Source organism: Luteimonas salinilitoris (genome assembly GCF_041300785.1).
Lineage (GTDB): Bacteria > Pseudomonadota > Gammaproteobacteria > Xanthomonadales > Xanthomonadaceae > Luteimonas > Luteimonas salinilitoris.
On the sequence record NZ_JBFWIB010000001.1, the window covers coordinates 193,416 to 206,534 of the forward strand.

Annotated in this window: 9 protein-coding genes; 6 read left to right on the forward strand and 3 right to left on the reverse strand. The window is 69.8% G+C overall.

All coding sequences use genetic code 11. From position 1 onward, the window contains the following. Positions 1-35: 35 nt before the first annotated feature. Positions 36-455 carry a DNA polymerase III subunit chi gene (locus AB5T46_RS00790; protein WP_370561892.1) on the reverse strand — a complete coding sequence of 140 codons (420 nt, stop codon included), beginning with the start codon at positions 453-455 and terminating at the stop codon, positions 36-38. Between the two features lie 117 nt (positions 456-572). Then, the gene (locus tag AB5T46_RS00795; RefSeq protein WP_370561893.1) at positions 573-2,063 is read right to left on the reverse strand and encodes a leucyl aminopeptidase; all 1,491 of its coding nucleotides are present in this window, start codon (positions 2,061-2,063) and stop codon (positions 573-575) included. Positions 2,064-2,192: 129 nt separating this feature from the next. Between AB5T46_RS00795 and lptF the strand changes: the two genes are divergently transcribed. The 3 genes from lptF to AB5T46_RS00810 are packed head-to-tail and all read left to right on the forward strand — an operon-like array spanning position 2,193 to position 5,960. Further along, positions 2,193-3,281 (forward strand): LPS export ABC transporter permease LptF, encoded by a 1,089-nt coding sequence (gene lptF / locus AB5T46_RS00800; RefSeq protein ID WP_370561894.1) that lies wholly within the window; start codon positions 2,193-2,195, stop codon positions 3,279-3,281. Next, a complete protein-coding gene (gene lptG / locus AB5T46_RS00805; protein ID WP_370561895.1) occupies positions 3,278-4,387 on the forward strand; it encodes an LPS export ABC transporter permease LptG in 1,110 nt (369 codons plus the stop codon). Before lptF ends, lptG begins: the two co-directional genes overlap by 4 nt. 34 nt (positions 4,388-4,421) lie before the next feature. Continuing rightward, entirely contained in the window at positions 4,422-5,960 is a 1,539-nt protein-coding gene (locus AB5T46_RS00810) for a family 16 glycosylhydrolase (protein WP_370561896.1), read from the forward strand. A 21-nt stretch (positions 5,961-5,981) separates the two neighbouring features. Here the strand turns inward: AB5T46_RS00810 and AB5T46_RS00815 are convergent, their stop codons facing one another. Beyond that, positions 5,982-6,452: an RDD family protein gene (locus AB5T46_RS00815; protein ID WP_370561897.1), complete on the reverse strand. Its 471-nt coding sequence runs from the start codon at positions 6,450-6,452 to the stop codon at positions 5,982-5,984. A gap of 113 nt (positions 6,453-6,565) precedes the next feature. Here AB5T46_RS00815 and xerD point away from each other — a divergent pair, with 113 nt between their 5' ends. From xerD to purL, 3 genes are all read left to right on the forward strand, one after another. Beyond that, a complete protein-coding gene (xerD, locus tag AB5T46_RS00820) occupies positions 6,566-7,540 on the forward strand; it encodes a site-specific tyrosine recombinase XerD (protein ID WP_370561899.1) in 975 nt (324 codons plus the stop codon). 216 nt (positions 7,541-7,756) lie between these two features. Then, positions 7,757-8,563 carry a DsbC family protein gene (locus AB5T46_RS00825; RefSeq protein ID WP_370561900.1) on the forward strand — a complete coding sequence of 269 codons (807 nt, stop codon included), beginning with the start codon at positions 7,757-7,759 and terminating at the stop codon, positions 8,561-8,563. 97 nt (positions 8,564-8,660) lie between these two features. Continuing rightward, positions 8,661-12,806, forward strand: coding sequence for a phosphoribosylformylglycinamidine synthase (gene purL / locus AB5T46_RS00830; protein WP_370561902.1), 4,146 nt, complete (start codon positions 8,661-8,663; stop codon positions 12,804-12,806). Positions 12,807-13,119: the final 313 nt, after the last annotated feature.

Below are 13,119 nucleotides of genomic sequence, written 5' to 3' on the forward strand. Positions count from 1 at the left end.
TCTTGACGATTCTCCATTCCCGATTCCCGCCCCACCTACATATCGTATTTCTTCAGTTCCAGCCCGCGCGCCTGGTACTGCTTCCAGCGCTCGCGCAGCGGGCCGCGCGCGGATTCGTCGGAGGGGACCACTTCCAGCACCCGTTCGAAGCCGCCTTCGACCGCGGCATCGCGCAGGTTGATCACCAGCGGGCGCATCGGCGGATCGAACTCCGGCGGCGCGATCAGCACGGGCGTGACGTCGTCCTCGTCCCCGCCGGCGATCTGGTGCGCGATGTAGACATCGTCGCCCATGTCCCAGAGCAGGTCGTCGAGCGTCTCGGCCTCGGCCTGGTCGCGCGCCAGCACCAGGGTCGGCAGGTCGGCGTCATGGGCCTTGCGCGCCAATTCGCACACCAGCCGCAGTGGCTCGGTGCGAAAGCGGGGCTTGGCGATCAGGTAGAAGTCGGCGCGCATGAGAGCCGGGAATGGGGAATCGGGAATCGGGAATGGTAGAGGCGGGTAACGGAGCCGCGAAAGCCCGCGAAGATGATCCTGGGCGATGGAGCTTTCACGATTCCCTATTCCCGATTCTCAATTCCCGTCGACCGCGCAGCGGTCGATCAGCCACTGCGACAGCAATCCCACCGGCCGCCCGGTCGCCATGCCCAGCTTGCCGTCGCCGCTGGCGCTGCCGGCGATGTCGATGTGCGCCCAGCGCTGGCCCTCGGTGAAGCGCGACAGGAAGCAGCCGGCGGTGATGGCGCCGCCCCAGCGGCCGCCGATGTTGTAGACGTCGGCGAAGGCCGAATCGAGCATCGGCTGGTATTCGTCCCACAGCGGCAGGCGCCAGGCGCGATCGAACACCGTCTCGCCCGCGGCCAGCAGCTCGTCGGCGAGGTCGTCGTGCTTGCTCATCAGGCCGCTGGCCTGGCGCCCGAGCGCGACCATGCAGGCGCCGGTGAGGGTGGCGACGTCGACCAGCGCCTGTGGCTCGAAGCGCTCGGAATAGGTCAGCGCGTCGCACAGGATCAGCCGGCCCTCGGCGTCGGTGTTGCCGACCTCGATGGTCTTGCCGGACATGCTGGTGATGACGTCGGACGGGCGGTAGGCGTTGCCGTCGATGGCGTTCTCCACCGCCGGCACCACCACCCGCAGGTTGATCGGCAGGCCCAGCCCGACCGCCGAGACGAAGGTGCCCAGTACCGTCGCGGCGCCGCACATGTCGAACTTCATGTCCTCGATGCCGCCCTGGGTCTTGAGGTTGACGCCGCCGGTGTCGAAGGTGATGCCCTTGCCGATCAGCACGTAGGGCTTCGCATCGCCGCCGTTGTTCCACTCCAGCACGATCAGCCGCGGGCGGTGGGCCGAGGCGCGCGCCACCGCGAGCAGGGCGCCCATGCCGAGCGCTTCCATCTCCGCCTCCTCCAGCACCTGGCAGGCGGCCTTGTCGAAGCGCGCGGCGAAGGTCTTCGCCTGCTCGGCCAGATAGGCCGGATTGCAGACGTTGGCCGGCAGGTTGCCCAGTTCGCGCGCGAACTCGACGCCGTTGGCGATCGCCTTGCCCTGCGACAGCGCCTGCTCGTCGTCGCCCGACACCGCCAGCGCGCGCAGGCCGGTGTGCTTGCGTTTCTTGTTGTTGGCGCCGAGGGTCGCGGTGTAGCGGTAGGCGGCATGGTCGGCGGCGATCACCGCCTGGCGGATCGCCCAGGCGTCGTCGCGGCCGTCGACCGCGAGCTCGGACAGCGTCAGCAGCGCGCCGGCGGCGGCACCGGTCTTCAGCGTCCGGACCGCATCGGCCACCGCGCGCTGGTACTGCGCAGCGCCGAACTTGGCCTGTTCGCCGAGCCCGACCACCAGTACCCGCGGCGCGGCCACCCCGTCCAGGTCATGCAGCAGGGTGGTGCGGCCGGCCTTGCCGCTGATGTCCCCGCGCGCCAGCAGCGCCGCCAGGCGGCCGTTGCTGGCGCCATCCAGCGCCTGGGCGGCCGGGGAGAGCGTCTTGTCGGCGAACGCGCCTACCACGATGCAGTCGGTCGCGGCGGTGGCGGGGATATCGCGATTCAGGGTGAATTCGAGGGTCATCAACCAGATTCCGTGTGCGGGTCATTACAATCGGGCGTTCGGTCGCGGCCGCGACCGCCGCCGGCCTCATGTCCGCGCCGCCGGCCTGCCCGTAAAAGAACCCCAAAGTCTAAAGCAACCCGCCTTTCGATGCCGAAGCTCGACAGCTACCTGTTCCGCGAATTCGCCCAGGCCACCTTCGCCGTGCTGGTGGTGCTGATGGTCGTCAGCCTGGGCGGCGTGTTCGCCGACGTGCTCGGCGACATCGCCCGTGGCCGCGTGCCGGCCGGGATGATGCTCTCGCAGCTCGGCCTGCAGGTGCTGAACTACCTGCCGCTGATCCTGCCGCTGGGCCTGATGCTGGGCCTGTTGCTGGCGGTGGGGCGGCTGTACCGCGATTCGGAGATGCCGGTGCTGACCGCCACCGGTGTCGGTCCGCGCCGATTGCTGCGCCCGGTGCTGCTGCTGGTGGTGCCGATGGTCGCGTTCATCGGCCTGTGCTCGCTGTGGCTGGGGCCCTGGGCGCGCGACTATTCCAAGCGGATGATCGAGCAGGGCAGCCGAAGCCTGCTGATCGCCGGGCTCGAGGCCGGGCGCTTCGTCGAGCTGCCGGGCGGCCGCGGCGTGGTCTACGTGGGCGGCATGTCCAACGACGGCACGCAGATGGCACGGGTGTTCGTCTACCAGCAGGACGAGGAGCGGATGGACGTCACCACCTCGGCCACCGGACGGCTGACGGTCGAGGACAGCGGCGAGCGCTATCTCACCCTGGACGACGGCTTCCGGGTCGAGGGACCGCAGCGCGAAGGACTCGATTTCCGCCTGATGCGCTTCGCCAGCAACGAACTGCGATTGCCCGAGGCGGAGGGCAGCCGCGACGAAGCCGATCCCGAGTTGCAGCCGACCCTGGCCCTGCTCGGCGACGAACGGCGCGAAGCCCGCGCCGAGCTGCACTTCCGCCTGGCGCCGCCGCTGCTGGCGCTGGCGTTCGGGTTGCTGGCGGTGCCGCTGGCGCGCAGCCAGCCGCGGCAGGCGCGCTACGGCCGCACCATGCTGGCCTTCCTCGGCTATTTCGTCGGCATCAACCTGATGCTGCTCGGCCAGGACTGGCTGGCCGAGGGCACGATCCCGATCGCGCTCGGACTGTGGTGGCTGGTGCTGCCGCTGCTGGCGCTGGGCACGTGGATGTACTTCACCGACGGCCGCGTCCGCCGCGCGCGGTGGAGACGGCCGCGATGATGCCGTTTCCCAAGCTCCACGACCTCTACGCCGCGCGCGTGGTCCTGGTGACGGTGATGCTGACCTGGGCGGTGCTGACCGGCCTGGATTTCGTGGTCAGCGGCCTGTTCTCCGAGATCGACGACATCGGCCAGGGCGACTACGGCTTCTTCTCGGCGCTCACCTATACGCTCTACAGCTTGCCGCGCCGCGCCTACACCATGTTTCCGACCGCGGCGGTGATCGGCACGCTGATGGGCCTGGGGCAATTGGCGGCGACCTCGGAACTGACCGCATTGCGCGCGCTGGGGCTGTCGCGCAAGCGCCTGAGCCTGTCGGTGGCGGTGCCGCTGCTGCTGCTGACGGCGGTGATGATCCTCAACGGCGAGACCCTGGCGCCGTGGGCGCAGCGCAGCGCCGACGGCATGAAGGCGGCGGCCAAGTCCAACGACCTGATCGTCGCGCAGTACTCGGGACTGTGGGCGCGCGAGGGCGATACCTTCCTCAACGCTCGGACCGGACAGGAGCGCAGCGAAGGCGGGCGGCAATGGCTGGAACTGGCCGACGTGCGCCTGTTCGAATTCGACGACGACGGCCGCCTGGTCTCGGTGGCCAACGCCGCCACCGCCGAGCACGGCGCCGACGGCTGGCTGCTGCGCGACGTGCGCCGGATCTGGTTCGAGGAGCGCGCCGTCACCGAGACCGAGGTCGACGAGGAGAAGTGGGCTTCGCAGCTCGACTCCGCGGCGCTGGCGACCGCCAGCAACCTGTGGCGGCCACGCTACCAGCGCGCGGCCGACCTGCGCCGCGGCATCGAGTACCGCGAGCGCAACGGCCTGGACGCCAGCGAGTACGAGGAGCACTACTGGGGCCGCTGGTTCTATCCGTTCAACGTGCTCGCGCTGTGCCTGGCGGCGATTCCGTTCGCGTTCGGCAGCCTGCGCAGCGGCGGCCTGGGGCGGCGGCTGTTCATCGGCGTGGTGTTCGCGCTGGGGTTCTGGCTGCTGCAGAACCAGTTCGTGCGGTTGGCCGGCGTGTACCAGTTCGACTTCCGCCTCGCCTACCTGATGCCGCCGGCGGTGATGCTGCTGATCTCGTTCCTGCTGTTCCGGCGCAGGAGCGGATAGCGTCGCGTTGCGACGAGTCGTATGGACTGCGGCGTTGCCGCTTCCGGTCTTGCCCGGAGGCCACGGGATCGCCGGAATCTCGGGCCGGCAGCGAGCAGGGCAGTCGTGCCGGCGCGGTAACGCAGCCGCGGCGCGCCGCAATGCGTGGTTTCGCCATCTGCGTCACGGCAAGCCGCTCGAGGAAGAAGCTACCCTCGCGGTGCATCGGGTCGCTGCAACCCGGACCTTCTCCTTCGGCGGCCAGGCCGGCCGGAGGATGCAGCCGCCGGGCCGCCGATCCGCATGCCTGAGCATCCGATCCGGGGACGATATGACAATTCATGCACTCGGCAGGGCGCGCAGGGGCCTGTCCGCACTCCTGGCATGCCTGCTGATCCCGTTGCTGTGCGCGCCCTCCGCCCGGGCCCAGTCCGCGTCGGGCTGGACCCTGGTCTTCCACGACGAGTTCGACGACAGCTCGCTGGATACGGGCAAGTGGAACACGACCTATATGTGGGGCGGAGAAGGCGCGCGCACTCTTTCCGGAAACGACGAATTGCAGGTGTACCTGGACGACCAGTTCGAGTTCCGGGGAGATGGCGTCCTGCGCATTCGCGCCGAGCGCAAGGACACGGTCTGGCACGACAAGACGTACCGCTACGCGTCCGGCCTCATCACCACGTACCAGAAGTTCGCCCGGCAGAAAGGCTATTTCGAAATGCGCGCCAGGCTGCCGTCCGGGAAGGGGCTTTGGCCCGCGTTCTGGATGTTGCTGGACCGGCCGTCCTGGCCTCCGGAAATCGACATCATGGAGGTCCTGGGCCAGGCTCCGTCCACCGTCTACATGTCCAAGCATTCGAATGCGGACGGCGACCAGACCACGCTCGCCGGCATCTTCGACACCTCGGCCGCCTTCCATGTGTACGGCCTCGAGTGGAGCGACGCCTATCTGACCTGGTACCTCGATGGGTTGCCCGTCGCCCGAACCGCGCGCTCCAGCGACATGGACGAGCCGATGCAGCTGCTGGTGAACCTCGCCGTGGGCGGCCATTGGCCGGGAGCGCCGGACGCCTCGACGGTCTTTCCTGCCTACCTGGAAGTGGACTATGTCCGGGCCTGGCGCCGCGATTCCCCTGCCGCAGCCGTTCCCGGAATGACGAACGGGAAAACGTTCGTCGTCGGCAACCTTCACACCGGCATGGCGTTGCGGCCGGAAGGGGCCGGCGCCGGAAACAACGTGCGCGTCGTCCAGAACGCCTACAACGACACCTGGGCCAGCCAGCGGTGGGTGGTGCGGCCGGTCGGCGGCGGCGACTACGCGATCGTCAACAGCTACACTGGCAAGGCGCTGCGGCCGCGCGATGGCGCGGCGGGAGACGGTGTCGATATCGTCCAGTACGACTACAACGCGGCGTGGGACAGCCAGAAATGGAACCTGGTCCGCGCCGGAAACGGTCATTTCGCCATCATCAACAAGTACACCGGCAAGGCGCTGCGGCCGAAAGGCGCCGGGACCGCGGACGGTGCCGGAATCGTCCAGGAAACCTATCGCGACACCTGGAACTCGCAGAAGTGGAAGATCGTCGTGCCGTAGGGCCGAACGCGGACTCGGCTGTCAGCGCGGCTTCGGTTCGCGGAGCAGACGGGTGCCGCTGGCGCGGTCGTGCCAGGTCAGGCGGCCGCGGTCGAACCACGCCCACCAGAACCCCAGGCCGGCGGGCAGCAGCGAGAGCGCGCCGACCGCATAGCGCAGCCAGAGCGCGCGCCAGGAGGGCCTGCTGCCGTCGGCGGCGCGCACGCGCAGGCGCCAGGGGCGCATGCCCAGGGTCTGGCCGCCGCGGCGCCAGCTGACGGTCGCGTACAGGCCGGTGACCAGCCAGCAGGCGATCCACAGCAGCCAGCCCAGTACGGTGAACGGTGCGACGAATTCGCGCGCGCCATGGCCGGCGAGCAGGTAGCCGAGATTGAACAGGAACGACAGCGCGAACCACAGCGCCGCCGCCGGCCACAGATCGTAGAACAGGGCCAGCAGGCGCCAGCCGATCAGGGCGCGCGGTCTCTGGGGTGCGGGCGATGTGTCGTCCATCGCGACAGGATAAAGGCAGTCGTGCCGGCCGGACGATCGCGTTGGCGGCAGGCACCTACCGTGGCGATGCGTTATCCATGACGGGCGGGTGGTCCCACGCGTAAGCTTGCGACATGACGACGATGACGCCCGCCGAACGCCGCCTGCAGGCGATGCGGCTGCCGCCGCTGCCGGACGCCGACGCGCACGCCATCGACGCATTCCTCGATGCGTTCTGGGCCGAGCGCGGGCTGTCCAGGCAGACGCTGGACAGCTACCGGCGCGATCTCGCTGCGCTCGCGCGCTGGCGCGGCGGCCATGGTGGGGGCCTGGCCAGCGCCGATCGCGCGGCGCTGCTGGACTACCTGGCCTGGCGCACGGGGCAGGGCTATACCGCGCGCAGCAACGCCCGGCTGCTGTCGGCGCTGCGCGCGTTCTTCGCCCACCGGCTCCGCCGCGGCGACCGCAAGGACGATCCGACCGCGTTGCTGGAGGCGCCGCGGCAGGGGCGGGCGTTGCCGAAGGCGCTGACCGAGAGCCAGATCGATGCCCTGCTCGCGGCGCCGGACACGGATGCCACCGAAGGCCTGCGCGACCGCGCCATGCTGGAGCTGATGTACGCCTGCGGGCTGCGTGTCAGCGAGCTGGTCGGCCTGCCGGCCAATGGCGTCAACCTGCGCCAGGGCGTGGCGCGGGTGTTCGGCAAGGGCCGCAAGGAGCGGCTGGTGCCCCTGGGCGAGGAGGCGCAGCACTGGCTGGAGCGGTACCTCGACCAGGCGCGTCCGGCCCTGGCCGGTGGCCGGCCGGTGCCCCGGGACGACGACGGCGAGACGCCGCTGTTCATCAACCGCAGCCGCAAGGCGCCGAGCCGGCAGCAGTTCTGGGGCACGGTGAAACGCTACGCCGCCGCGGCCGGCATCGACCCCGCGCGGATCAGTCCGCACGTGCTGCGCCACAGTTTCGCCACCCATCTGCTCAACCACGGTGCCGATCTGCGCGCGCTGCAGATGCTGCTCGGCCACAGTTCGCTGTCGAGCACGCAGATCTACACCCTGGTCGCGCGCGAGCAGCTCAAGCGGCTGCATGCCCGGCATCATCCGCGCGCCTAGGGAGCCTCTGAACGAGTGCGGTGGTTCCGCAGGCCACCTTTCCCGCGAATGTCCTCGCGGTCCGGACGGGGCGATCTCCTCGGTGACCCGCCTGCATGGGCAGGGCGACGTGAACGGCCGCAGTCCGCCGGCGGAAAGCGTGCGCCCGTGCCCGGCGGGCGTGCGGCCGGGCCGTGAGACAATGGCGGCCCGATTCCGCATGGTGACGTGGCCCGCATGAAGTCCTTCCTGTTCGTCCTGCTCGGCGCTTTCAGTCTCTCGGCCTGCGCGCAGTCCCCGGCGCCCGGCAACGGCGAGGGTGCCGCGGAGCCCGCGCCCGCTCCGGCCACTGCAGGGGACGAAGCCGATGCGGGAACGGCCGACGGCCGCGCCGTTGCGGCGATCCGCAAGCTCAATCCGCAGGTCGCGGTGGACCGGGTGGGTGCGGCGCCGATCGACGGATTCCGCGAGGTCGTGGTCGGCGGCCAGGTGCTGTACGTCAGCGACGACGGCCGCTACCTGCTGCAGGGCTCGCTGTTCGACATCGAGGCGCGCAAGGACCTGAGCCAGGCCGGCCTGGCGGAAGTGCGCCGCGAACTGATCGCCGAAGTGCCGCGGAGCGATCGTATCGTGTTCGCGCCGGACGATCCGGAGTACACCGTCACCGTGTTCACCGATGTCGAGTGCGGTTATTGCCGCAAGCTGCATCAGGAGATCGCCGAGTACAACCGGCAGGGCATCGCCATCGAGTACCTCGCCTTTCCGCGCATGGGGCCGGCCAGCCCGGACTTCGCGGAGATGGTGTCGGTGTGGTGCGCGGAAGATCGCCGCCAGGCGCTGACCGACGCCAAGAGCGACAAGCGCGTGCCCAAGCGCAACTGCACCAATCCGGTGGCGATGCATTACGCACTCGGCCAGCGCATCGGCTTGACCGGCACGCCGATGATCGTCACCGAGTCGGGCGTGCAGATGCCCGGCTACATGCCGCCGAAGGCGCTGCGCGAGGCGCTCGAGCAGCTGGACGCGGAGGCGGTCGGCGGCTGAGCCGGATCGCCGTCTGGCACCGGTCCGACGTGCGCGGCGGAACCGGCGGTCGGCGCGTCCGCTACAATAACGCCCCCGCCCCACACGCCTCCCGGACATGATCGTCCTAGAGGGCCAGCCGGCCCTGTCGCCGTTCCGCCTGGAACGGCTCGAATCCCGCCTGCAGGCCCTTGTTCCGTCGCTGCGCATCGTCGATGCCCGCTACGTGTACTGGATCGATCCGGAGGCCGGCGCGCAGCCGGACGCGGAGGCGCTGCGGCGCATCCTGCAGGCCGACGCGGGATCGGCGCCGCGCGACGATGGCGCGGTCACCCGCCTGGTCGCCCCGCGCCTGGGCATGATTTCTCCCTGGGCCAGCAAGGCCACCGAGCTGCTGCGCGATGCCGGCTTGCGGCTGCATCGCGTCGAGCGCGGCGTCCGCATCGCGCTTTCCGGCTGGCCGCACGCCGCGACCGCCGCCGAGGCCGCCGCGCTGGAGCGGCTGCTGCACGATCCGATGACGCAGTCGTTGCTGGACTCGCACGAGGCGGCCGCGGAACTGTTCGCGGTCCCGGAGCGCGGCATCCTGGAACGAGTCGCGCTGGACGATCTCGAAGCCGCCAACGCGCGCCTCGGCCTGGCCCTGGCCGCGGACGAGATCGAATATCTGCGCGAGCGCTACGGCGAACTCGGCCGCGATCCGTCCGACGTCGAACTGATGATGTTCGCGCAGGCCAACTCCGAGCACTGCCGCCACAAGATCTTCAATGCCGACTGGACCGTCGACGGCGAGGCGCAGCCGCGGTCGCTGTTCCGGATGATCCGCCACACCCATGCGCGGACGCCGGAACACACGCTGTCGGCCTACAGCGACAACGCCGCGGTGGTGGAAGGCTACGCGACGCGGCGGTTCCGTCCCGACCCGGCCACCGGCGAGTACCGCGCCGAGCCCCTGGCCGAGAGCGCGTTCTGCATCAAGGTCGAGACCCATAACCATCCCACCGCGATCTCGCCGTTCCCGGGCGCGGCCACCGGCGCCGGCGGCGAAATCCGTGACGAGGGCGCGACCGGCCGCGGCGGCAAGCCCAAGGCGGGGCTTTGCGGCTTCTCGGTCTCGCACTTGCGGATCCCGACCCTGCCGCAGCCGTGGGAGCAGGCGCGCGCGCTGAATCCGCGGATGGCGCCGGCGCTGGAGATCATGCTCGACGGGCCGATCGGCGCGGCGGCGTTCAACAACGAGTTCGGCCGCCCCAACCTCAACGGCTATTTCCGCAGTTTCGAGTTGCCGCAAGGCGCCGGTTTCGCCTGGGCCTACGACAAGCCGATCATGCTGGCCGGCGGCCTCGGCGCGGTCGACCGCCCGCTGGTGCAGAAGAAGACGCTGTCGCCCGGCGACGCGGTGGTCGTGCTCGGCGGCCCGGCGATGCTGATCGGCCTGGGCGGCGGCGCCGCCAGTTCGGTGGCCGGCGGCAGCAGCGCCGAGGACCTCGATTTCGCCAGCGTGCAGCGGGACAACCCGGAGATGGAACGCCGCTGCCAGGAGGTGATCGACCGCTGCGTGGCAATGGGTGCGGACACTCCGATCGTGTCGATCCACGACGTCGGCGCCGGTGGCCTGTCCAATGCGATTCCGGAGCTGCTGCACGATTCCGGCGTCGGCGGCGTGATCGACCTGGCCAGGGTGCCCAGCGACGATCCGTCGCTGTCGCCGATGCAGCTGTGGTGCAACGAGGCGCAGGAACGCTACGTGCTCGGCATCCCCCGCGATCGCGTGAGCGTCTTCGCCGCCTTGTGCGAGCGCGAACGCTGCCCGTTCGCGGTGGTCGGCGTCGCAACCGCGGAACAGCGGCTGGTGGCCGGCTACGGCGCGTCGGTCGAAGGCGTGTACGGCGACGATGCCGCGGCCGACGTGCCCGATCCGGCGCAGCCTGCCGGGCGTTCGGAGGGCCCGCGCGGCGGTGCCGCGCAAGCGGGAGCTGATACACCCGGCCCGGCGCAGCGCGCCGGGCGTTCGGACGACCCGCGCGGCAGTGCCGCGCAAGCGGGTCGTTCTCACCCCATTGACCTGCCGATGGATGTGCTGTTCGGCAAGGCGCCGAAGCTGCATCGCGATACCGCGCATCCGGCGCATGCGCGCTGGCCGGCGGTCAACAGCCGCGGGCTGGACCTGCACGATGCCGGCCTGCGCGTGCTGGCGCACCCGACGGTGGCGGCGAAGAATTTCCTGATCACCATCGGCGATCGCAGCGTCGGCGGGCTGACCGCGCGCGACCAGATGGTGGGCCCCTGGCAGATGCCGGTGGCGGACTGCGCGATCACCCTGTCCGGCTACGACGGCGAGGCCGGCGAGGCGATGGCGATCGGCGAGCGCACGCCGCTGGCGCTGCTCGATGCCGCCGCGGCCGCGCGCATGGCGGTCGGCGAGGCGATCACCAACCTGTGCGCGGCGCCGGTCGAGACCCTGCACCGGGTCAAGCTGTCGGCGAACTGGATGGCCGCCGCCGGCCACGACGGCGAGGACGCGAAGCTGTTCGAGGCGGTGAAGGCGGTCGGCATGGAGTTGTGCCCGCAGCTCGACCTCAGCATTCCGGTGGGCAAGGACTCGCTGTCGATGCAGGCGCAATGGCGGTTGGAAGCCGGGAATGGGGAATCGGGAATCGGGAATAGGGAAAAGCAGGAAGCTTCGGCCACCGACGACGCCGCTTCTCCGATTCCCGATTCCCGATTCCCGATTCCCGGCAAAATGCAGCAAAGCGTTTCGCCCGTATCGCTGATCGTCAGCGCCTTCGCCTCGGTGGTCGACGTGCGCGCCCAGCTCACGCCGCTGCTGTCCGGGCGCCGCGACACCGAGTTGTGGCTGATCGGCCTGGGCGCCGGCAAGCAGCGGCTGGGCGGTTCGATCCTGGCGCAGTGCCATGGCGCGTTCGGCGGCGCCTGCCCGGACCTGGACGACCCGTCGCGCCTGCGCGCGTTCTTCGAGCTGATCCGCGCCGCGCGCGAAGCGGGCCTGCTGCTCGCCTATCACGACCGTTCCGACGGCGGCGCCTTCGCCACCCTGTGCGAAATGGCGTTCTGCGCCCACGTCGGGCTCGACATCGACCTCGACGGCTGGGGCGACGACCGCAGCGAGGATGTCTTCCGCACCCTGTTCAACGAGGAGCTCGGCGCGGTGGTGGAGATCGCCGCGGACGCTCGCGTCGAGTTCGCCGACCTGGTCGCGCGACACGGCCTGATCGAATGCGCGCAGCGCATCGCGCGCCCGACCAGCGCCCCGGTGGTGCGCGTGCTCGACGACGAGGACGTGCTGGCGGAGTGGCGCTGGGAGACGTTGTTCGACGCCTGGTGGTCGGTCAGTCATGCGTTGCAGCGGTTGCGCGACAATCCGGCCTGCGCCGACGAGGAGCGCGCCAGCGCCCGTCGCTTCGACGCACCCGGCCTGCAGCCGGTGCTCGGATTCGATCCCGACGACGACGTCGCGGCGCCCTTCGTCAACACCGGTGCGCGGCCGCGGGTCGCGATCCTGCGCGAACAGGGCGTCAACGGCCAGATCGAGATGGCCGCCGGCTTCGACCGCGCCGGGTTCACCGCGGTCGACGTGCACATGAGCGATCTGATCGCCGGCCGCGCCAGCCTCCACGACTTCACCGGCCTGGTCGCCTGCGGCGGCTTCAGTTACGGCGACGTGCTCGGCGCCGGCCGTGGCTGGGCGACGTCGATCCTCGAGCATCCGGCGCTGCGCGCAGCGTTCGCCGCATTTTTCGCCCGCGACGACCGCTTCTCGCTCGGCGTGTGCAACGGCTGCCAGATGCTGGCGCAACTCCGCGACATCATCCCCGGTACGCAGCACTGGCCGCAGTTCCTGCGCAATCGCAGCGAACAGTTCGAGGCGCGGCTGGGCTTGCTGGAAGTGATCGATTCGCCGTCGCTGTTCCTGCGCGGCATGGAAGGCTCGCGCATCCCGGTGGCGATCGCGCACGGCGAAGGCCGGGCCACCTTCGATGCCGGAGCAGATCCCGCCGCCGCCCGCGTCGCGCTGCGCTACGTGCAGGGCGACGGCACCGCGGCCGTTTCCTATCCCGCCAATCCCAACGGCTCGGTGGATGCGATCGCCGGCCTGAGCAGCGACGACGGCCGTGCCACGATCGTGATGCCGCATCCGGAGCGCACGCTGCGCGGCGTCAACTTCAGCTGGCAGCCTTCGTCCTGGGGCGATGCCTCGCCGTGGCTGCGGATGTTCCGGAATGCGCGCGCCTGGGTGAATTGACGCCCGCGATTTGACAGATCCCGCGGCGGTGCTTTGCACCATCGGTCCGATGCCCGCCGTCCGTCGGATTGCTTTCGATTGCAACTAGTTCATCTCCGTTCTCAGCAAGTGCGGGGAAGTCCCTGCATGCGCGTGCTTTTCTCTGTTTGCTGCGTTGCGACAGCCGCCATGGGCCAATCTTCGGCAGGCCATCGATGTGATTTTTGTCACATTTCCGTATTCTTTGGCAGTCAACCATGTCGCTCCGTAGCAGGGCTTGACCTAGTGCGTCAGTCACTGAGAGTATCGAGTCACATTTATTTCCGGTTAACCA